Below are 22,677 nucleotides of genomic sequence, written 5' to 3' on the forward strand. Positions count from 1 at the left end.
ATGAATATCGTCGATTGGATTCTCTTCACCCTCCTTGGACTTTGCGTATGCTACTTATTGCTATACGCGATTGCCTCCAAATTCTACCGGGCACCCCATTTTCCGGAAGCCCGTACATTCCGGCGTTTTGTCGTATTCTTCCCAGCCTACAAGGAAGACCGTGTTATTGTGTCCTCCGCGCGCAGTTTCCTAGAGCAGGATTATCCACAGGAATTATTCGACGTCATCGTTATTTCCGACCAAATGCAATCTGCAACCAATGACACACTGCGTTCTCTGCCTATTCGCCTACTGATAGCGGATTACAAAGAAAGCTCCAAAGCTAAAGCCCTGACAATGGCAATAGATTCTATCGAAGGCGAACCTTACGACATTGTAGTCATCATGGATGCCGACAACCTGACTTCCCCGGATTTTCTGGCAGAAGTAAACCGTGCATTTGACAACGGTGTAAAATCTGTACAAGCTCACCGAACAGGCAAGAACCTGAACACAGATATTTCTGTTCTCGACGGTATTAGCGAAGAAATCAATAACGGCATTTTCCGCAGTGGGCACAACGCCCTTGGACTTTCAGCTGCTCTGTCCGGTTCAGGAATGGCTTTTGAAGCAGAGTGGTTCAGGCAAAATGTGAAACACCTCGAAACGGCAGGTGAAGACAAAGAGTTGGAAGTATTGCTTTTACAGCAACGAATTCACACCACTTACCTGCCACAGATACCAATCTATGACGAAAAGACACAGAAAGAAGAAGCCATCAGCAATCAACGTAAACGTTGGATAGCTGCACAATTCGGCATTCTCCGCAGTTCACTGTCCGGACTATGGAAAGCAATCTGTCAAGGCAATATCGACTACTGTGACAAAATAATACAATGGATGCTTCCGCCACGATTGATACAACTGGCAGCTGTTTTCGGACTGACGCTTATTTTCACTACTATCGGCATCTGGTTAAGCCTTCAAGGCAATTCCTCCGGACACGAATGGACAATAGCCATTAAATGGTGGATATTATCTGCAGCCCAGATAGCAGCAATGATACTCCCCATACCGAACAACCTGCTCAACAAGCAATTAGGAAAAGCTATCATCAAGATACCCATGCTGGCACTTACCACTATCGGCAATCTATTTAAGTTGAAAGGAGCCTACAAGAAGTTCATCCATACAGAGCATGGAGAAGAACATTCATAACCAGAATTTACTTAACGCAGCAACTTAAGAAAAAGCCTTATTATAATAAGAAAGAAAAACATCATCACCCCACTAAAAAGAAAAGATTATGAAAATAGCCATTGAAGCCCAACGTATCTTCCGTCCTAATAAACATGGAATGGATTTCGTCGCTCTCGAAACAATTCGAGAGTTACAGAAAATGGATCATGAGAATGAATACTTTATCTTTATCAGTCCGGGCGAAGACAGATGCCTCGAGAGTTCGGACAACGTGCATATCATTGAATTAAAGTGCCCCACATATCCGCTTTGGGAACAGGTGGCTCTTCCTCAAGCAGTGAAAAGCATTAAGCCTGATCTGTTACATTGCACCAGCAACACGGCTCCTCTCCATTGTTCTGTACCATTGGTACTGACACTACATGACATTATTTACCTAGAAAAACGACAGTCGTCCAGCCTGTCATGGTATCAGGAAATGGGGTGGCATTATCGTCGGCTCGTCGTCCCCCGTATACTTCCCAAATGCAAAAAGATTATCACTGTCTCACAATTCGAACGAAAGCGGATTCTCGAAGCGTTACACTTACCAGAAGAACAACTAGTAGCTGTGTACAATGGCTTCAACAGTCACTTTCATCTACAACCGAAAGCGCCTAAGATAACCCGGAAGTATATCGATGCAGAAAACTACCTGTTCTTTTTGGGAAATACTGATCCTAAAAAGAATACCCCAAGAGTATTAAAAGCATACAGCGACTACCTGAAACAGTCGGTACAAAAACTCCCACTACTTATTGCCGACCTCAAAGAAGACGCTATCGACCGGATCTTGGAAGAAGAAAAGATAACTGAAATCAAAAGTTATCTTCGCTTCCCCGGATACATTGCAAATACCGACCTTCCAGCACTTTATGCTGGAGCATTCGCATTCCTTTATCCTTCTCTTCGGGAAAGCTTCGGTATCCCAATGTTGGAAGCAATGGCCTGTGGAACACCTATTATAGCAGGTAATACATCAGCTATGCCTGAAATAGCCGGAGAAGGTGCTTTACTAGCCGACCCGTTTAATTCTAAAGACATTACAGAAAAAATACTGCAACTGGAAAGTGATGAAACATTCTATCAGAAACAAGTAGAATATGGATTAAAACGCAGCCAACAGTTCTCTTGGCGGAACGCAGCAGAGTCACTGCTAAATATATACAAAGAGTTTGCTTAAATAAAAAAATATAATTAGAAATAACAAAAAGAGCGGGGCTCCTATAACAGTGCCCCGCTCTTTTTGTTCGCCTCATGAATTCTCATTTGGTCTCCAAGCATCCCACTATTTTTTTTATCAAACTTTCGAACTACATACCACATAGTAAAAAAACATCTATCATACTATCATACATTTCAATAATCATCTAATTATCAAAAGAATAAACATGAAAGATGACTTTCAAAAAATGTATCTATCATATTTTTATTGCAAAAAACAGGTATCTATCATGTCTATACTATGTCTATTTTAGTATAGTATTAGATGAAATTAGCCTTTAAAAGGCATGAGGATGCACACTATATAGGAAATAACCTGTATCTGACAGCTTAATAATCTATTGGGAGCGGTGGTCTTTCTATAGCTCACACATGCAGGCTATATAGCCCACGCATGTAAACCGTACAGCCTACACATATGGGCTGTGCATCACACACATGTGGGCTATAAACTTATCGCTGTTAAAGTTGGATTATTAAGCCATGATAATCGTATTTATACGGATTAATTACAACAAAAGCAAGCTATTTCATGCATATAAGACCTTTATTCGGCTATTTTGTAGATGACAGATAACCTGTTTTTGCTGGTAAAAGTATGATAGATACATTTTTTAAAGCCATCTATCATACTTATTCTTCTAATAGTAAGGAGACTATTAAAATGCATGATAGTATGATAGATGTTTTTTTCACTATGTAGTATTTAGCTGAACGTTTTTCTGTGTCATCAACATTCACAACATTTGTTACCAGATAGTAAAAGCTCTGTTAAACGAGAAATGCCAATAAAGAAGAGGCTATACTCTTAAAATACAGGAAGCTTGGTGCGAACAAGAAGAAGAATGGTTCGTTCAAGGAGCCGAGCAATGAAAAGAAGATCAAAAAAAGATAGTTATTTTCATATCTTTTATTACCTTTGTGGCACAGCTTAGCTGTTCAAAATCAAAGGAAAAAACATGAATGAGAGTGAAGACACAAGCAATCCATCGGTAAAAGCACTCATTGTCTTTAGAGAAAACGGAGATACGGACAATTTGTTCGTACCAATTTTGTGCGATGCGATCAGGATGGCTGGCATTGACGTGCGATGTTCCACAAAAGAGTTTTGGGAGTCGGATACGGATTATGATATCATACATTTCCAATGGCCGGAAGAAGTTATAGGCTGGACATGTAGCAACCCCGACACTATTCGCCGACTGGAAGAACGTATCCTTTTTTTTCGTTCACGAGGAACACGGTTTATCTACACACGACACAATGTCCGTCCACATTATGCTAATGAAATCATAAGCCGGGCCTATGATATTATCGAATCGCAGAGTGACATCGTCGTACACATGGGGCGTTTCAGTCGCGACGAATTTCTCACAAGATATCCTGACAGCCAGAATACAGTGATCCCTCACCACATCTACCAATACACTTACAAAGAAGATATCAGCGTAGAACGCGCACGCCAATATCTCAATCTGTCGCAAGATGCATTCATTGTCACTGCCTTTGGAAAATTTCGCAATCGTGAAGAAATACGCATGGTGCTCGGAGCGTTCCGCAGCTGGAATGAGGAACGCAAGATGCTGTTAGCTCCACGCCTCTATCCTTTTTCAAGACACAACAACTATGGCAGGAATTTCCTCAAACGATGGATTTCAAGGGCCGGATATTATCTATTCATGCCACTGTTTAACCGCATATATAAACTACAGGCAGGAGCCAACGACGAGCTGATAGACAACTGTGACCTGCCCTACTATATGGCTGCTTCAGACGTGATATTCATCCAACGGAAAGACATATTAAATTCGGGTAACGTACCCCTTGCTTTCCTCTATCACAAAGTGGTGGTAGGTCCCAAAGTGGGAAATATCGGCGAACTGCTTTCCGAAACCGGTAACCCGACATTCAATCCCGACAACAAAAAAGACATCCTGCGAGCACTCGAAGAAGCCCGCCGGCTTGCCGCATGGGGACAAGGGGAAGTGAATTACACGTACGGCATGGAAAATATGAGCATCCACAAAGTGGGACAAGCATACGCACAAACATATAAACAAGCAATCAATGGCTAATAACATTAAGAGTCAATTATTTTCAGGGGTATTTTACACTGCATTGGCTAAATACAGCGGCGTCTTCATATCCCTTGTCGTAGCAGGAATACTGGCCCGCCTATTATCACCGGATGACTTCGGAATCGTAGCTGTCGCTACCGTAATCATCGCGTTCTTCAATCTTCTCACCGACATGGGAGTATCTCCGGCCATCATCCAACACAAATCGTTGACTAAAGATGATTTGTCGGATATTTTTTCATTCACCGTATGGACAGGTATCGGAATCAGTGTCTTATTCTTCGCTTCTTCGTGGATTATTGCCGATTATTACCAGAGCAATACTCTACGGACTTTGTGTCAACTGCTGTCTGTCAACCTCTTTTTTGCCTCTGCCACCATCGTGCCGGGAGCATTGTTCTACCGGAACAAAGAATTTAAATTCATAGCTATCCGTAGCTTCGTTATTCAAATCTTCGCAGGTGCAGCCGCCGTGACCGCTGCCCTTTGCGGAGCAGGACTATATGCATTGATTATCAACCCGATTGTATCCAGCATACTGATATTCGTTATCTCCTTTCAGCGTTATCCGCAACGGCTGCGCTTCACATTGGGGTTGACGGTACTCCGGAAGATATTTTCCTATTCTGCCTACCAATTCCTGTTCAACGTCATCAACTATTTCAGTCGAAATCTGGATAAACTACTGATTGGCAAATACATGGGCATGTCCGACTTAGGATATTATGAGAAATCTTACCGCTTGATGATGCTGCCTTTGCAGAATATCACACAAGTCATCACTCCGGTGATGCACCCTATTTTCAGTGATTTTCAGAATGACAAAGGAAAACTGTTAAGTTCTTACGAACGCATTGTTCGTTTTCTTGCCTTTATTGGTCTTCCACTTAGTGTACTGCTTTTCTTCACAGCAGAAGAAGTGACAATTATTATTTTCGGTAATCAATGGATGCCATCCGTACCTGTATTCCGGATTCTGTCACTCTCCGTAGGGATTCAGATTATACTTTCTTCGTCCGGTTCCATCTTTCAAGCGGCAGGCGATACACGGAGCTTGTTTGTGTGCGGAGTATTTTCATCTGTACTCAACGTGGCAGGTATATTGCTCGGAATCTTCTACTTCGAAACGCTGACAGCAGTGGCAAGTTGCATCGTGATAACGTTCACCATCAACTTTATACAATGTTATTGGCAAATGTACCGGGTAACTTTCCGAAGAAGTGCCTGGCCATTCATGCGTCAGCTTATTTCTCCATTAATAATTAGCACTTTGATAGTGCTAGCCCTTATTCCGATGCAATATGTACTGGAAGGAATGAATATTTTTGTGACAATTATTGCTAAAGGTATAATTAGTTTTATTATCTTTGGAGGATATATACAGGCTACGCATGAGTATGACATTATAGGGAAAGTGCGGAGTATCATGTGTAAGAGAAAGTAAATAGACAAAATAAACAATATACAGAGATTTATATATAACGAATGAAAGCCTTGTTCCTTATATTCCATGGCTTTGACAAAGCCAATGGAATTAGTAAGAAAATACATTATCAAGTGAAAGCCCTCAAAGAATGTGGAGTGGATGTTCGCCTGTGTCATTACGATATCACCGCTTATGGTGAACGCCGCTGGAAGGTAGATAACGAAGTCATTGCCGACTTTGGCACAGGAGCTGCCGCCAAAGTTTGGAAACGTGTCTATTATTCTCCTATTATAGAATATGCCCGCCGCGAAAAAATCGAACTGGTATATATCCGTTCCCATCACAACGCCAATCCGTTTACCTTACGACTGGTGAAACTGTTAAAACAGACAGGTGCCAAAGTGGTAATGGAAATTCCAACTTATCCATACGATCAGGAATACACTTCCCGGTCTATGAAATTTTATTTGCTCATCGACCGTTGCTTCCGACACCAACTAGCTAAACATCTGGACGGCATTGTCACTTTCTCCAACGCGGAAACGATCTTTGGAGGAAAAACCATACGTATCTCCAACGGAATAGACTTTGATGCCATTCCCATGAAGCAAAGCCAAAATGACACTTCACATGAACTGCATCTTATCGGTGTAGCCGAAGTACACTATTGGCATGGATTTGACCGCATGGTGAACGGAATGGCAGAGTACTACCGGACTAACCCCGATTATAAAGTATATTTCCACATCATCGGTCCACTATCCGGCGAACGGGAACGGGAAGAAATTCTGCCTGTCGTCCGCAACAATCATCTGGAACCGTATGTCATCATGCACGGACCATTACATGGTGAGGAACTGGATATCCAATTTGAAAGAGCAGATTTCGCTATTGGTAGCCTCGGACGCCATCGAAGCGGTATCACTTATATCAAGACACTAAAAAACCGTGAATATGCCGCACGGGGATTTGCTTTCACATATTCAGAAACGGACGAGGATTTCGATTCCATGCCTTATGTATGGAAGGTTCCTGCTGACGAATCGCCAGTAGACATCCCGGCGTTGGTTGAATTTCAGAAGTCATTGAAAACCACGCCACTTGAGATTCGCGAATCGGTCCGTCCATTATCATGGAAAGCCCAAATGCAAAAAGTAATTGAGAAGATAGGATTTAAGACACAGTAAATATAACCAAAGTTACAAACAATAGTTGATGAGCAAACAGATTAAAATAGCCTACTGCATTCCCTCTCTCTATTACCCCAGCGGTATGGAGCGGGTGTTAACGCTAAAAGCAAATTATTTTGCTGAACATTTCGGCTATGAAATACATATCATTCTGACAGACGGCAAAAACAAGAAGCCTTATTATGAACTTCACCCGTCTATCACCCTCCACCAACTGAATATTAACTACGATGAAATGTACGGGCGCACTTTGCCAAAAAGGATTCTCGGATATTGGAAAAAACAACGATTGTTCAAAAAGAGACTTAATGAATGCCTCTGCAACATCCGTCCGGATATTACAATCTCCCTCCTCCGCCGTGATATTAATTTCATCAATAAAGTGAAAGACGGGAGCATAAAAATCGGAGAAATCCATTTCAATAAATCCGACTACCGTGCATTCAATGACAATCACCTTCCCATGTTCTTGCAACGGATTGTGAAGGAACACTGGAGACGACAACTCATACGTCAATTGCGCCAACTGAAACGCTTCATCGTTCTTAGCCATGAAGATGCCGCTCAATGGACAGAGTTAAACAATGTAAGCGTGATATACAATCCACTTCCCTTTTACCCGGGAGTATCTTCCGACAATTCACAAAAACAGGTAATAGCTGTCGGACGATATGTACCGCAAAAAGGATTCGACCGCCTGATTCCTGCCTGGAAGATTGTCAGTGAACAACATCCAGATTGGACGCTGCGCATTTACGGAGATGGCATGCGCGAAAAACTACAACAACAGATTGACTCGCTTGGCATTTCATCCAATTGTGTTCTGGAGCATAGCGTACCGAATATTGTAGACAAATATTGCGAAAGTTCCATATTTGTCCTATCGTCACGGTTCGAAGGGTTTGGAATGGTTATCATTGAAGCAATGGCCTGTGGCGTCCCTCCGGTGTCATTCACCTGTCCCTGCGGTCCGCGCGACATCATTACTGACAGCAAAGATGGTCTATTAGTAGAGAATGGAGATATCGAAGGCTTGGCCGGGAAAATATGTTATCTCATTGAAAATGAAAAAGTACGGAAAGAGATGGGCAAACAAGCACGCATCAATGTGGAACGTTTCAAGATTGAACACGTGGCACAAGAATGGAGAGAGTTATTCGAAACATTAACAAAACAACCTTATAGCGATCAATTATCATGATACCAAAACTAATACACTTATGCTGGCTAAGCGGAGATCCTTATCCGCATAAGATACAGAAATGCCTGGACAGTTGGAAGAAGCACCTCCCCGATTATGAAGTTATGTTGTGGGACTGTAACCAATTTGATCTGAAAAGCAGTCTGTGGGTAGAACAGGCTTTTGCAACCAAAAAATATGCTTTTGCGGCAGATTACATCCGCATGTATGCTCTCTATCACTACGGAGGTATCTATCTCGACTCCGACGTAGAAGTGCTAAAAAGCTTTGACGAGTTTCTGAAACTTCCCTATTTTGTAGGAGCTGAAAATGCAGGCACTATCGAAGCAGCTATCATAGGCGCGGAAAAAGGATGCGACTGGGTAAAAGCTTGCTTGGATTATTATCAAAACAGAAAGTTTGTAAAAGAAGACGGACAAATGGATATCCGTATGCTACCGGAAATAATGAATGAGACGATACAGAAACTGAAACCTGTATATAATCTACCATCCGGAAGCAGGATTAATGAATTGGAAAAGATAGATATGCAGACGAAGGTATGTGTGCTTCCGTGTGAATACTTTTCTCCAAAAGTCTTCGATTCGCGACAAGTGATTTTGACCCCATATACGTATGCGATCCATCATTATCAAAACTCATGGTTCTCACACAAAGCATTTTTTTATTACCGTACAAGAACGCTCCTTATCAGAATATTCGGGTATCGGTGCGTCAGAAATATAGAGAGATTCTTACGAAAAAAATAATATAAATTAGATACAACTATGAACAAATGGTACAGTAAATATCTGCAAGTATACGAAAAACCGTTCTCTGAAGCTTCTCCGTCCATAGTTGAAGAAGTGCGCCAGAATATTGCAAAGTTACAAAGCAATAACCCAATTGTCACAGTGTCACTGATCGGGTATAATGAGGAAAAGCATTTACTTGCCTGTCTATGGTCTTTGAGCGAAATGCAATGTAAATATCCTGTTGAGATTATCGGTGTAGACAACGAATCGAAAGATCGGACAGCTGAGATTTTTCAAGCATGCGGAGTGCCTTATCATACGGAAACCCAGCATAGCTGTGGTTTTGCCCGACTTTGTGGTTTGAACAACGCACGGGGAAAATATCACATCAATATTGATTCCGACACAATGTATCCACCCAAGTATGTAGAAATGATGGTGGATGCTTTAGAGCGTCCGGGAGTGGTGGGAGTCAGCTCCTTATGGAGTTATATTCCTGACGAAAATCACTCACCGATCGGATTGAAAATATATGAAGCTGCCCGTGATTTGCATCTGTGGATGCAATCTTTTAAACGTCCCGAACTTAGTGTACGCGGTCTTGTATTTGCCTATCGCACAGAGTATGCTAAGCAAACAGGCATCCGCACCGATATTATTCGCGGCGAAGATGGATATCTGGCTTTACAACTTAAACAATTTGGTAAAATAGCATTTATACGTAATCGTAAAGCACGTGCAGTAACAGGATATGGAACGGTGGGGGTAGACGGAAGTTTATTCAACAGTTTCAAAGTGCGCGTTGTAAAAGGGTTGAAAGGTATGGGAGGTATATTCACAAAGAAAAAAGAATATAAAGATGAAGATAGCAATCTGATTAAAAACAAATAACTTTCACACACTCTAAAAAAGAATACTATGATTATCCGTAATCCGTATGACAGAGATGACCTGAATATCGGTAAGAAAGACAGGGTACTAGAAGTAGGGTCGGGACATAATCCGACTTACCGGGCTGATGTTATTGTAGAGCAGTATATGGAAACGAACTACCACCGATGCGGAAATCTTAAGATTTATCCACACCAGGATTTTATCAATGCAAACGGAGAAGTATTGCCGTTTAAGGATAAGGAGTTTGATTATGTGATTTGTAACCAAGTACTTGAACACGTTGAAAATCCGGCAGATTTTATTCGTGAACAATGCAGAGTATCTAAGAGAGGATATATGGAAACTCCTAGTCTGTTGGGCGAGTTTCTTTTTCCTAAAAAATCTCATAAATGGATTATCCTCTATCTGGATAAAAAACTAATTCTTTTTGAGAAATCGAGGATGCCGGGAAATTATGAAAATAATTATGGTGAACTGTTTCTGAATTATCTGCCTTATCAGTCGCTGACCTACAAACTGCTATGGCTCACCGAAGGAGACTTGATGCTAAACCGATGTGAATGGAAAGATAATATAGAATTCATCGTTAACCCGATTGATGAAAAATATACAGATTTCTTTACCAAACCGTGGAGCCGGCAGATGGTGGAACAGCTATATCCACGCAGAAGTGCAGTAAAAGAATTAAAGAAAGTGGGTAGCGCTCTCTATTATATGATAAAAAATAAAGTAAAAAATAAGACTCATAGACATGTTCCGATAACTTTGGAGGAATATATGAAAAATGAAAAGAAAAAATAATATGATATTCAATTTTGTCTTATCTAAAATGTATATAAGATTGGCATGTACTCTATCGATTGTACTATTGTCTAGCTCTTGCATTGATACAAAAAACAATTTGTTTATTGACAAGGGGAATTTACTTTCGTTCAAATTTGAAAAAAAATTAAATCCTCAATTAGCAGAAGATATAGAACTACCTATATATACTAGTCATAATAAATTAACTTGGTATTTGGACAAACCCATTGATGCAAGCAACCTAATAGCCTCATTCAGTACAGAAAGAGGTAAATTATACATCAACAATAAAGAACAAAAAGACGGAGTAACCGCTAACGATTTCAGTGAAATCATCACATATACCTTTAAAGGAGATAATGGAGAAACAAAAGATTATCAAGTCCGATTGTTACCATATACAGGACTGCCAGTTGTCATAATCAAAACTAATGGAGAACACCCACTACTGGATCGGGAGAATTGGCTCACTGCATCATTCGAAATTAAAGGAATGAATCATTTTGAAGATTTCAAAGATTCTATTGAAGTAAAAGGAAGAGGAAATGGTACATGGAGATTTCCTAAAAAACCATTCAATGTGAAACTAAACAATAAATCAAGCATACTTGGAATGCCTAAACACAAAAGATGGAGCTTCCTCGCTAATTATAGAGATAGAACCTTACTTCGAAATGATGTCACATTTCATATCGGCTACATAGCTGACAACCTACAATGGACCCCCAAAAGTCAATTTGCTGAAGTAATCTTTAATGGTGAGTATCAAGGGAACTTCCAAGTTTGCGAACAAATCAGAGTTGACAAAAACAGAGTTAATGTTAAAGAATTAACAGCAGAAGATGTGGATGAGCCACAAATTACTGGTGGATATCTATTAGAATATGACTCATATTATGATGAACCTAACAAATTCAGGACTCCCATCAACAATTGGCCGGTCAACATAAAAGAGCCAGATGAAAAAGTGCTCAACAAAGCGCAACTTGAATACATAGAAAACTATACAAATACATTTGAAGCACTTCTTCAGGCTGGAGAATATGAACAAGTATACAACGAATATATCAATGTTGAGTCCTTTATCGACTATTGGATGGTACAAGCAATAGTTGGAAATAAAGAAATGGGATACATATATAGTGTATACTGCTATAAAGACCGCAATAAGAAATTGTATGCCGGCCCATTATGGGATTTTGACTATACTACTTTTACGACAGAAGCCGAGAACAATAATAAAAGTGCTGTCTGGTACAAATATTTATTCAAAGATCCTAATTTCAAAAGAAAGGTTGTAGAACGTTTCTGCCAACTTAAACCACAGTTAATAGGGATTGCTGATTATATCTCCGAAAAAGCAACTGCACTTTCTCTGTCTGAAAAGGAAAATTCAAAATTATGGCCACTCTCAAATCTTGATAGTACCATCATACCAAACAACGATGAAAAATTAACGTTTAACGAAGCAATCAGTCGAATGAGAAGTATTTATCTAAAAAGATTGGAATGGATTGAACAGCAACTAAATAATTAATTTTATAACTCTAATAAAGAATATACAACTATGAACGAAACCATTGCCCTCTGCCTTGAAATTATTTTCTGGCTTGCCCTGTTCATTGTGTTCTACACCTATCTGGGCTACGGAATTGTGCTCTACGTTCTCGTCAAGTTGAAAGAGCTTTTCGTGAAACCTGTGAAGCGTTCGTTGCCGGCATCGGACGCAGACCTGCCGGAAGTTACCCTCTTCATTACGGCATTCAACGAAGAAGATGTTGTAGACGAAAAGATGGAGAACAGTCTTGAGCTGGATTATCCTGCGGACAAGCTGCATATCGTATGGGTGACAGACGGAAGCGACGACGGTACGAACGAACGACTGCAAACCCGTTGGCAGGGGAAAGCGACAGTACATTTCCAACCGCTCCGGCAAGGTAAGACGGCTGCAATGACACGTGGAATGTCGTTGGTGGACACTCCGCTCGTTGTTTTTACGGATGCCAACACCATGGTAAACCGGGAAGCCATACGGGAAATCGTACTTGCTTTCCAAGACCCGAAAGTGGGCTGCGTGGCCGGCGAAAAACGGATCGCCGTGCAGACCAAAGACGGGGCGGCTGCCGGTGGTGAAGGTATTTACTGGAAATACGAATCAACTCTGAAAGCACTTGACGCACGGCTCTACTCTGCCGTAGGAGCAGCAGGCGAACTGTTTGCCGTGCGTCGTGAACTATTCGAAGCAATGGAACCGGATACGTTGCTTGATGATTTTATTCTTTCGCTCCGGATCACCATGAAAGGTTACACCATTGCATATTGCACCAATGCTTACGCCATCGAAAGCGGTTCGGCAGATATGCGCGAAGAAGAAAAGCGGAAAGTGCGCATCGCTGCGGGAGGATTGCAGTCTATCTGGCGACTTCGTCCGTTGCTGAATCCTTTCCGCTACGGGATACTTAGCTTTCAATATACGTCTCACCGGGTATTGCGATGGTCTATTACTCCGTTCCTGTTGTTCGCTCTCTTCCCGCTGAATATTGCAATTCTGCTGTTGGGCGGTTCCACGATATTCTACGGAGTGCTGCTTGCCATGCAGGTTCTTTTTTACGGGTTGGGATATTGGGGATATTATCTATCCACCAAACAGATAAAAAACAAGTTGCTTTTTATCCCCTACTATTTCCTATTTATGAATGTCAATGTGCTGAAAGGCATCCGTTATCTGAAAAAGAAAAAAGGAAGCGGAGCCTGGGAAAAGGCGAAACGCGCTGAAAAGTAAAACAAATGCTATTATCTTTTGTTATCCTTACTATAAGACATTAGTCTCTATCATCTAATAAAAAACAGACATGAACAGAATATTACATGATGCGAATAACGCACAAAGAATATTGAAACTGACGGCAGATACAATGCTATTGGTTGACAGGCACGGAGTCTGCGTAGACATTGAGCCTCATTGTGATCTATGGTTTCTGCAAGAGGATATACTTTTAGGAAAAAATATATTTGAGCTTTTACCAGAATATACGAGAGAGAGGGTGATGCCCATCTTCCAGATTGTACTCGAAGAACAAAGAAGCATCAGCAAGAACTTCAAGTTGGTGCTGAAAGGCGAAACTTTTTACTTCAAATGCCTCATGTTCCCTTATGACGGTATGGTGCTTTGCCAATATCGCGACATCACGCAAAGAAGCAACGTAAAAAGACAGTTGGAACAGGCAAATCTCACCCTGCGGGCTATCCAAAAGGTAGCCCAGATAGGACAATGGACGTACAATACGAAACAGAATATTTTTCATTATCTTGGATATACCGGTGTTTTGTGCGAGGAAAATGTGCAAAACCTTGCCATTGAGAAATATGTGGAACTGATTGTAGAAGAAGACCGTCAGAGTTTTATGGAATGGTGTCGGGTGAACGAAAAAGAACTCAACATGGAAAGCATCAGCTACCGTGTCCGCCTGAACGGAGAAATCTTCTATATGCGTATCCAGACTTATCTGCGTGAACAACGCTCCGACGGTAGTTTCAATATCGAAGGCTATATCCAGAACATCACGGACATACAGCATCGTAGAAATGACATCAATACACTGACTCATGCCATCAACAACGCCAAAGAAAGTATCTTTGCCGCCAAGCCCGATGGCACGATTATCTTTGCCAACCGTCGTTTCCTGTACAATCATGGTATTTCAGAAAACGAAGACATCAGTCAATTAAAGATTTACAATGTCGCCGCAGATATGCCTACACAAGAGGCTTGGAACGAACGTTGCAAAGATGTCATACACGGTGGCAGCAGTAACTTTGTGGCTCATCACCCATCTAAAATCAATAAAGGTATATTGGCTTATGAAGGCACGATGTACAACGTGACCAATGATTCCGGAGAAGAAAGTTACTGGTCGTTTGCCCATGATATTTCCGAGAGGATTCGGTACGAAGCCCAAATCAAACGGCTCAACCAAATCATGGATACAACCATCAACAATCTCCCTGCCGGGATTGTAGTGAAGGAAATCAACAACGACTTCCGATACATTTACCGGAATCGGGAGGCCTACAACCGCGATCTTTATAAGAACGACCCTGTCGGCAAGAATGACTTCGATTTCTACCCGCCTATCGTAGCCGAAAAGAAGAGACAAGAAGATATCCAGGTGGCCACCACCGGAAAAGGTCTGCACTGGACTGCTGAAGGAAAGGACAGAAACGGAAACATGATTATCCTCGACAAACGGAAAATCCGGGTGGACGGTGACGAATTGTCTTCGCCTATCATCGTCAGCATCGAATGGGACATCACGGAGCTGGAAATGATAAAACGGGAACTTCAATCGTCGAAAGAGAAAGCGGAAATGTCTGATAGCCTGAAGTCGGCCTTCCTCGCCAATATGAGTCATGAAATACGTACGCCGCTGAATGCTATCGTAGGTTTCTCGCATCTCATTGCCGAAAGCGACGATGCGGAAGAACGGAAGACGTATTATAACATCGTAAACGCGAACAACGAACGTCTCCTGCAACTTATCAACGAGATTCTCGACCTCTCGAAGATTGAATCGGGAACCATCGAGTTTTCCTTCGGACCGGCTAGTCTCCATAATCTCTGCCGGGAAGTGCACGATGCTCATATATTCCGTACTCCGCAGGGAGTAAGCCTTGTCTATGAATCCTCGGACGAAAGTCTGATGATTGAAACGGACAAGAACCGGGTATTCCAGGTGATTTCAAATCTGATTGGAAATGCTGTCAAGTTTACGAAGGAAGGAAGCATCAGTTATGGTTACAAACTGGCGGACAATCAGATTGTATTCCACGTAACGGATACCGGAACAGGAATTGAACCGGAGAAAGTGGGGCGTGTGTTCGAGCGTTTCGCAAAGCTGAACAATCATGCACAGGGCACTGGGTTGGGATTATCTATCTGTAAGTCTATCGTTGAACGTCTCGGGGGCAAGATTTCCGTCAGCTCCGAATTTGGTAAGGGAACGACGTTTACATTTACTTTACCATACACGATTGCAAATCCTGCAAATGTGGATTCTTCAAAGAAAGAGAATGGTGAAGGGAACATTGCTGGAATAGCATCTGCCGGGAAAACTGCAGATTCGAGTGTTGACAGTTCTGCAAATACACGGCACGCCTGTATTTTGGTTGCCGAAGATACGGACAGTAACTTCGACTTATTGGAGGCTATTCTAGGTAAAGACCATCAGCTTATACGTGCGCATGACGGAATGGAAGCTGTCACGATGTTCGATGAGGTGAAACCGGATCTTATCTTGATGGATATCAAGATGCCGAATCTGGACGGACTGGAAGCTACAAAAATCATCCGTGAACTGTCTGCCACTGTTCCTATTATTGCTCAAAGTGCCTTTGCATACGAACAGGACAGGAAAGCGGCTGAAGAAGCGGGGTGCAATGATTTTATAGCTAAACCAATAGCGGATGATAAATTGAAAGCAATGATTCATAAATGGTTGCTTCCTTCGTAGAGAGCTTAATCCCTCATGATACAACCAGCAAATAATTTAGATTAAATGAAAGCCTTTTACAGACTGTTTTATTACATATCCATCGTGCTGACCAGTATTTTGGCAGGAGTTACCATTGCGGGTGCTTTCGTAGGCAATGCCGCACCGGATAGTTTCAAATTTATGCCTTTCATCGGTTTGATACTGCCGATACTTTTATTGGCTAATCTTGCTTCTGCTATCTACTGGACGATTCGTTGGCGGTGCTGGGTTTTCATCCCTCTGATTGCTATATTCAGCAATTGGGGGTATATAAGCTGTGTATTACAATCGCCTTTTTTCAGTCCGGCTTCGTCACCGATGGTTAAAATGAATGTATATACTCCGGGAGTGTTGACGGTTGCTACTTACAACGTCGATGCCTTTAACCACGAGCATACCGGCTACTCATGCAAGGAGATTGCTTCTTACATGAGAAATCTGCAAGCAGATATTCTCTGTTTTCAAGAATTTGGCATTAACGATGAGTTTGGCATCGATAGTATATACGCAGCTCTTTCTAATTGGCCGTATCATTATATTCCTTCTTCGCCCGAAGGGAAGAATCTGTTGCAACTGGCTGTTTTCAGCCGTTATCCTATCAAGGAGGAGCATCTTATCATCTATCCTGATTCGAAAAATTGCAGTCTTGCATGTGATATTGAAATCAATGGTCGCACCATCCGCCTGTTCAACAATCATCTCCAAACAACGGAAGTAAGCCAGAACAAGCGCAAACTGGAAAAGGGACTTCGTACGGATGATTCCCAAAGAGTGGAACATGCTGCCCTGGGACTTATCGACGGCTTACATGAGAATTTCCGGAAACGGGCCGTACAAGCTGATCTTCTCAAGCAACTGATAGCCGCCTCCCCCTATCCTACTCTAGTCTGCGGTGACTTTAACTCTCTGCCGTCTTCGTATGTTTATCATACTATAAAAGGTGATAAGTTGCAGGATGGTTTTCAGAGGAGCGGGCATGGGTATATGTATACTTTCAAGTACTTCAAGCATCTGTTGAGAATCGACTATATTCTCCATTCACCGGAACTGAATAGCACGGATTACTTCTCGCCGGATCTTAATTATAGCGATCATAATCCGGTGGTGATGAGGATGAAATAAAAAAGATGCTCCGTTTATTGAACGAAGCATCTTTTTATATAAATATTCTAGAATGTAAACTTAACGCCTAACTGCATCTGCCATGCACTACCTGTAGAAGCAGTATAATCCCATTTAGAATTTTTCTGGAACACCTCGCGAGAAGATGCATTCATCTGATAAGTAAGAGGTTCTCCTACCTTACTTGCTGTTTTTAACAACCTTACATTATCATAACTCTGCAAACCGCAAGAGCGATAAGCCCCCCACTTCGAATTTAATAAGTTACCAATATTCAACATATCAAGACTTACTTGAATACCGTACTTACGGCTACCAATCTTAGCATAAAAATCCTGTGCTATCTTCATGTCAAAACGGTGAATCCACGGTTCTAAAGAAGAAGCACGTTCTACATACTGCCCCTTGTGATCATTCAAATAAGAGTCATTATTTACATAGTTCCAAAAATCTTCTTGTTGGTCTACCGCCGAATAAGTCACATTATTTTGTTTATCTTTAATATCCACAAATGTCATTTCTTCTTTAGAAGCAGGCACATACATCAAATCGGAATAGTTTCCGTCACCGTTCATATCATTAGAATAGGTATAAGAAAAACGTCCTTGTTGGTAACCTGTATAGAACAAAGAAACAGTCGTTTTCATATTCGCATAAGCAACTTCATAAGAAGCATTAGCTATCAAACGATGCGGGGTAGAAAATAAAGAATAAGAGACACCCGGATCATTCAATGAATTAACTGCAACATTATTCTGCCATACTGAAGCCGCCGATGAACCTGGATTTGCCGTCATATCTTTAGCCATTGTATAAGTGTACCCAAATGAACCTGTAAAGCCAAAATCAAATTTCTTCGTTAATACTGCATTAAAAGAATATTGATAACCTTTTTCATCCCCATTAGTCAACTGTATAACGGTTTTCGTCTTAGGATTGTCATAGTAATTATTCTTAGTCCAATATACACGTCCCGGTTGTTCATTATAGGTTCCAGAAGGGGCCTTTTCGTTCATATTCTTCTGAACAACATTATATATATCACGTGTATACATAGCACCAACAGAAAGCATAAATCCATAAGGTAACTGAAACTCTGCATTTACATTACTACGCCAAACTTGAGGCATTTTAAAATTCGGATCCACATAAGCTATAGCACCGGGGACCTCATTTCCCGGAGTTGATGGAAACATATCCGGATTTTGGGTAAGAGTTTCTTTATAATTTGGATTAAAAGCAAAGTTTGCCGGTAATTCCGAAGTCTCAAATTCGACCATATTTTGCATCTGACCTGCATTTGTCGGTTGGTTAGTGAACCATACAAATGGTAATAACCCTGTAAACAAGCCTGTACCTCCAGTCAAAACAATAGAACGGTCACCTTTTATATCCCAATTAAATCCTAAACGAGGAGATATTAACAATTTACTTTTCGGCCATTCGGATACGTCAACATTCGTTCCATTAAATGACTGTTCTTTGATAGCCGCATTCCCTAACAAATCATCAAAATATAACGGTAAATCAAAGCGTAATCCATATGTCAATTTTAAATTAGGTGTAATAGAATATTCATCTTGTGCATAAGCTCCCAACATACCAAATGTCAGTTCAGCTCCCGGAGCGTCTTTTCCATTATATCCATAAGTAATGCCATACAGCATCGGTTTTTCTCCCGTCATAAAATCGTCCATTGAAGCATAACGATAATATCCATAAGGAGCACGTAAATATGAATTCATGAAATACTGTCTTTCAAATGTTGCACCGGCAGTTATCAAATGGTTTCCTTTATTAATAGTTACATTGTCAGTAACACTAAATACATTATTCTCGACATCATTAAAAGGAGTAAACAATTCTGTACCCAATGTCATATACTGCTTACCGTCCTTGTAAATATCAACCATTGGAAACGCATCTCCCTTAGTTGTACGAGAATCTCGGATATGGGTATAAGTCACTAATAATTTGTTTTGTACTGAAGAAGAAAAATTGCTATTCAACTCACCGGAAAGAGACGTTACAATATTTCTAAAACCATAGTTGGAATTTCCAAATGCAAATGCATCAACCCCATAACGGTTTGAATTAGCTTTAGTGATTACCGAAGAAGTTGAACTAATACTAGCATCATTTTCTGATTTCACTGTGTTAAAACGTAATGACAGTTTATGACTTTTATTAATATTCCAATCCAAACGAGCCATAAGCTTCCAATTTTTACTCTCGAAATCATCAAATTTATCATAACTTCCCGGATCATATCCATATTTATCCTTTACAAAATCACTTATTGTCTTCAAATCCTTTATCCAAGTTCTAGAAATATGATTTTGATTATCCCCACTTCCACCTTCTTCTTGACTAGGAGTCCACAAAATACCAGGGCTAGTACTATTTTCTAATTCTCCATTTACAAAAAAGAATAGTTTATTTTTTATTATCGGAGCTCCTAATGTAAAGCCATACAAACTGGATTTATAACTTTCCACATTAGGAACGTCAACATCGTTAATAGATTTTCCTATAAAATTCTTTGGTTTCTGATATGTATAAACTGTTCCCTTTAATTCGTTTGTACCACTCTTGGTTACAGCATTAATAGAAGCTCCCGTAAAATTGGAATACGTAACACTATAAGGAGAAACATTAACGCTAATTTCATCAATTGCATCAAGTGAAATAGGCTGCGCATCTCCACCCGGCAAATTATTAGTACTCAAACCAAAATTATTGTTCAAAGCTGCACCATCCACAGTTATTGTATTATAACGTCCATCACGTCCGGCAAAAGAATTACTGCCACCCGCATAAGGAGAAAGTTTAGTAAAGTCAGTAATACTACGATTAATAGTAGGCAATGTCGTTAACTGACGCTCACTCACATTCGTTACAGTCCCCATCTTCTCTACTGTTTTCTGTGCTGTTACTATAACTTCATCCAATAATTCAGAACTTTCCTTTAAAACTACATTTAAAGTGTATACTTCTCCTAACGATAAATTTACACCTTTATAAATAGCAGTCTGATAACCAACATAAGAAACTTCAACTTTGTAAGGACCACCGGTACGCATACCTTGCAAATTAAATTGACCACTGATATTAGTCACTGTACCATAACGTGTACCTGACGGCTCGTGGATTGCAACCACAGTCGCTCCAATGATAGGTTCATCTTGTGCTGTAACCTTACCACTCATACTAGAAGTGGTAACCTGCGCACTAACGGTAGCAATGACCATGAGCATCGCCGCTACTAAAAAAGATCGCATTCTCTTTAACATAAATGTAGTTGATTAGTTAATATAAATTGTTTGCTTTTAAAAACTGTGCACAAATATAATTAATAATATTTAGAACTACATTACGATTATACTACAATTTTTTAAGAGAGATAAACGTTTTCCCTTGTTATAAAACGATAAAGGCTCCACAATATTTGCAGAGCCTTTTATTTTGAAACAGAAAGCATTATAAATACTTCAATCTATTACTTTATACTAGTCAGTCATTAACTTTCTATAACGAACACGTTTTGGTTCTTCATTTCCCAAACGTTTCATTTTGTTTTCTTCGTATTCTGAATATGAACCTTCAAAGTAGAATACATTGGAGTCTCCTTCAAAAGCAAGGATGTGTGTACAGATACGGTCGAGGAACCAACGGTCGTGTGAGATAACTACTGCACAGCCGGCAAAATCTTCCAAACCTTCTTCCAAAGCACGCAGTGTGTTTACGTCGATATCATTGGTAGGCTCATCGAGCAACAGTACATTACCTTCTTCTTTCAAAGCCATCGCCAAGTGTAAACGGTTTCTTTCACCACCGGACAGTACGCCGCAGAGTTTTTCCTGATCGCCTCCGGAGAAATTGAAACGGGAAAGATATGCACGCGCATTCACATCACGTCCACCCATGCGGATCAACTCATTACCGCCGGAAATTACCTGATATACACTCTTATTCGGATCAATATCTCTGTGCTGCTGGTCTACATACGCCACCTTTACAGTCTCTCCTACTTCAAATTCTCCTTTATCCACTGTTTCCAATCCCATAATTAGGCGGAACAATGTCGTCTTTCCCGCACCATTAGGACCAATCACACCGACAATACCATTAGGAGGAAGCATAAAGTTCAAATCGTCAAACAGCAATTTATCACCGTATGCTTTAGCCACATGTTTGGCTTCAATGACCTTATTACCTAGACGGGGACCATTCGGAATAAAGATTTCAAGTTTCTCTTCTTTCTCCTTCACGTCCTCATTCAGCAATTTGTCATAAGAGTTAAGACGTGCCTTACCTTTCGCCTGACGGGCTTTCGGAGCCATGCGTACCCATTCCAACTCACGTTCCAGTGTTTTACGACGTTTGCTGGCAGTCTTTTCTTCCATTTCCATACGTTTGGTCTTCTGTTCCAGCCAGGAAGAGTAGTTACCTTTCCAGGGGATACCTTCACCACGATCCAGTTCAAGAATCCATCCGGCAACGTGATCGAGGAAGTAACGGTCGTGCGTCACAGCAATAACCGTACCTTCATATTGTTGTAGATGTTGTTCCAACCAGTCAATAGACTCTGCATCCAAGTGGTTAGTAGGTTCGTCCAGCAAAAGCACATCCGGTTTCTGCAGCAACAAACGGCAAAGAGCCACCCGGCGACGTTCACCTCCAGAGAGATTTTCTACCGGCTGATCTTCAGGCGGACAACGGAGAGCATCCATCGCACGCTCCAACTTGCTATCCAGATTCCATGCATCAGTTGCATCAATGATATCTTGCAATTCACCCTGGCGAGCAAAAAGAGCATCCATCTTATCCTGATCCTCATAATATTCCGGCAAACCAAATTTCTGATTGATTTCTTCGTATTCTGTCAGTGCGTCAACAATGGGTTGCACACCTTCCATCACTACTTCTTTTACTGTCTTTGTGTTGTCTAAATAAGGTTCCTGTGCCAAATACCCCACGGAATATCCCGGAGAAAACACCACTTCTCCCTGAAAGGATTTCTCCAAACCGGCGATGATCTTCAATAACGTTGATTTACCAGAGCCGTTCAAACCGATAATACCGATTTTCGCTCCATAGAAAAACGACAGGTAAATGTCTTTCAGCACATTCTTATTAGGAGTGAAAGCTTTGCTCACTCCTACCATTGAGAAGATAATTTTTTTATCGTCAGCAGCCATAATGTATGATTATATATTGTTGATAATGGCACAAAGATAAGAAAAATGTTTGAA

The 22,677-nt window shown here is 41.0% G+C and carries 15 protein-coding genes; 13 read left to right on the forward strand and 2 right to left on the reverse strand.

Annotated features, from left to right (window positions below):
• The 13 genes from BSCG_RS15325 (at position 1) to BSCG_RS15265 (ending at position 17,422) form a co-directional block, all read left to right on the forward strand.
• Positions 1-1,197 (forward strand): glycosyltransferase, encoded by a 1,197-nt coding sequence (locus BSCG_RS15325; RefSeq protein ID WP_008775877.1) that lies wholly within the window; start codon positions 1-3, stop codon positions 1,195-1,197.
• An 88-nt stretch (positions 1,198-1,285) separates the two neighbouring features.
• On the forward strand, positions 1,286-2,401 hold the full coding sequence (locus BSCG_RS15320; protein WP_008775878.1) for a glycosyltransferase family 4 protein: 1,116 nt from the start codon (positions 1,286-1,288) through the stop codon (positions 2,399-2,401).
• A gap of 1,000 nt (positions 2,402-3,401) precedes the next feature.
• Positions 3,402-4,517 carry a hypothetical protein gene (locus BSCG_RS15315; RefSeq protein ID WP_008775879.1) on the forward strand — a complete coding sequence of 372 codons (1,116 nt, stop codon included), beginning with the start codon at positions 3,402-3,404 and terminating at the stop codon, positions 4,515-4,517.
• On the forward strand, positions 4,510-5,964 hold the full coding sequence (locus tag BSCG_RS15310) for a lipopolysaccharide biosynthesis protein (protein WP_008775880.1): 1,455 nt from the start codon (positions 4,510-4,512) through the stop codon (positions 5,962-5,964). Before BSCG_RS15315 ends, BSCG_RS15310 begins: the two co-directional genes overlap by 8 nt.
• 41 nt (positions 5,965-6,005) lie before the next feature.
• Positions 6,006-7,133: a glycosyltransferase family 1 protein gene (locus BSCG_RS15305; protein ID WP_008775881.1), complete on the forward strand. Its 1,128-nt coding sequence runs from the start codon at positions 6,006-6,008 to the stop codon at positions 7,131-7,133.
• Between the two features lie 28 nt (positions 7,134-7,161).
• A complete protein-coding gene (locus BSCG_RS15300) occupies positions 7,162-8,337 on the forward strand; it encodes a glycosyltransferase family 4 protein (protein ID WP_008775882.1) in 1,176 nt (391 codons plus the stop codon).
• Positions 8,334-9,086 (forward strand): glycosyltransferase family 32 protein, encoded by a 753-nt coding sequence (locus BSCG_RS15295; RefSeq protein WP_008775883.1) that lies wholly within the window; start codon positions 8,334-8,336, stop codon positions 9,084-9,086. The genes BSCG_RS15300 and BSCG_RS15295 overlap by 4 nt, the downstream gene beginning before the upstream one ends.
• A gap of 18 nt (positions 9,087-9,104) precedes the next feature.
• On the forward strand, positions 9,105-9,962 hold the full coding sequence (locus tag BSCG_RS15290; protein WP_008775884.1) for a glycosyltransferase family 2 protein: 858 nt from the start codon (positions 9,105-9,107) through the stop codon (positions 9,960-9,962).
• A gap of 27 nt (positions 9,963-9,989) precedes the next feature.
• Positions 9,990-10,766 (forward strand): class I SAM-dependent methyltransferase, encoded by a 777-nt coding sequence (locus tag BSCG_RS15285; RefSeq protein WP_008775885.1) that lies wholly within the window; start codon positions 9,990-9,992, stop codon positions 10,764-10,766.
• Positions 10,750-12,306, forward strand: a complete 1,557-nt coding sequence (locus BSCG_RS15280; RefSeq protein ID WP_008775886.1) for a CotH kinase family protein — start codon at positions 10,750-10,752, stop codon at positions 12,304-12,306. Before BSCG_RS15285 ends, BSCG_RS15280 begins: the two co-directional genes overlap by 17 nt.
• A 30-nt stretch (positions 12,307-12,336) precedes the next feature.
• The gene (locus tag BSCG_RS15275) at positions 12,337-13,551 is read left to right on the forward strand and encodes a glycosyltransferase family 2 protein (protein WP_008775887.1); all 1,215 of its coding nucleotides are present in this window, start codon (positions 12,337-12,339) and stop codon (positions 13,549-13,551) included.
• 70 nt (positions 13,552-13,621) lie between these two features.
• Positions 13,622-16,279, forward strand: a complete 2,658-nt coding sequence (locus tag BSCG_RS15270; RefSeq protein ID WP_008775888.1) for an ATP-binding protein — start codon at positions 13,622-13,624, stop codon at positions 16,277-16,279.
• A gap of 45 nt (positions 16,280-16,324) precedes the next feature.
• Positions 16,325-17,422 carry an endonuclease/exonuclease/phosphatase family protein gene (locus tag BSCG_RS15265; protein WP_004311594.1) on the forward strand — a complete coding sequence of 366 codons (1,098 nt, stop codon included), beginning with the start codon at positions 16,325-16,327 and terminating at the stop codon, positions 17,420-17,422.
• Positions 17,423-17,469: 47 nt separating this feature from the next.
• Here BSCG_RS15265 and BSCG_RS15260 read toward each other — a convergent pair whose 3' ends face one another.
• On the reverse strand, positions 17,470-20,715 hold the full coding sequence (locus BSCG_RS15260) for a TonB-dependent receptor domain-containing protein (RefSeq protein ID WP_004311593.1): 3,246 nt from the start codon (positions 20,713-20,715) through the stop codon (positions 17,470-17,472).
• Between the two features lie 216 nt (positions 20,716-20,931).
• On the reverse strand, positions 20,932-22,623 hold the full coding sequence (ettA, locus tag BSCG_RS15255; protein WP_004311592.1) for an energy-dependent translational throttle protein EttA: 1,692 nt from the start codon (positions 22,621-22,623) through the stop codon (positions 20,932-20,934).
• Positions 22,624-22,677: the final 54 nt, after the last annotated feature.

The sequence above is a fragment of the Bacteroides sp. 2_2_4 genome (assembly GCF_000157055.1).
Classification (GTDB): Bacteria; Bacteroidota; Bacteroidia; order Bacteroidales; family Bacteroidaceae; genus Bacteroides; species Bacteroides ovatus.

Bases quoted from the DNA above. Each gene is read 5' to 3' on its own strand.
- BSCG_RS15325 (WP_008775877.1), top strand. From the start codon at position 1: ATGAATATCGTCGATTGGATTCTCTTCACCCTCCTTGGACTTTGCGTA.
- BSCG_RS15320 (WP_008775878.1), top strand. From the start codon at position 1,286: ATGAAAATAGCCATTGAAGCCCAACGTATCTTCCGTCCTAATAAACAT.
- BSCG_RS15315 (WP_008775879.1), top strand. From the start codon at position 3,402: ATGAATGAGAGTGAAGACACAAGCAATCCATCGGTAAAAGCACTCATT.
- BSCG_RS15310 (WP_008775880.1), top strand. From the start codon at position 4,510: ATGGCTAATAACATTAAGAGTCAATTATTTTCAGGGGTATTTTACACT.
- BSCG_RS15305 (WP_008775881.1), top strand. From the start codon at position 6,006: ATGAAAGCCTTGTTCCTTATATTCCATGGCTTTGACAAAGCCAATGGA.
- BSCG_RS15300 (WP_008775882.1), top strand. From the start codon at position 7,162: ATGAGCAAACAGATTAAAATAGCCTACTGCATTCCCTCTCTCTATTAC.
- BSCG_RS15295 (WP_008775883.1), top strand. From the start codon at position 8,334: ATGATACCAAAACTAATACACTTATGCTGGCTAAGCGGAGATCCTTAT.
- BSCG_RS15290 (WP_008775884.1), top strand. From the start codon at position 9,105: ATGAACAAATGGTACAGTAAATATCTGCAAGTATACGAAAAACCGTTC.
- BSCG_RS15285 (WP_008775885.1), top strand. From the start codon at position 9,990: ATGATTATCCGTAATCCGTATGACAGAGATGACCTGAATATCGGTAAG.
- BSCG_RS15280 (WP_008775886.1), top strand. From the start codon at position 10,750: ATGAAAAGAAAAAATAATATGATATTCAATTTTGTCTTATCTAAAATG.
- BSCG_RS15275 (WP_008775887.1), top strand. From the start codon at position 12,337: ATGAACGAAACCATTGCCCTCTGCCTTGAAATTATTTTCTGGCTTGCC.
- BSCG_RS15270 (WP_008775888.1), top strand. From the start codon at position 13,622: ATGAACAGAATATTACATGATGCGAATAACGCACAAAGAATATTGAAA.
- BSCG_RS15265 (WP_004311594.1), top strand. From the start codon at position 16,325: ATGAAAGCCTTTTACAGACTGTTTTATTACATATCCATCGTGCTGACC.
- BSCG_RS15260 (WP_004311593.1), bottom strand. From the start codon at position 20,715: ATGTTAAAGAGAATGCGATCTTTTTTAGTAGCGGCGATGCTCATGGTC.
- ettA (WP_004311592.1), bottom strand. From the start codon at position 22,623: ATGGCTGCTGACGATAAAAAAATTATCTTCTCAATGGTAGGAGTGAGC.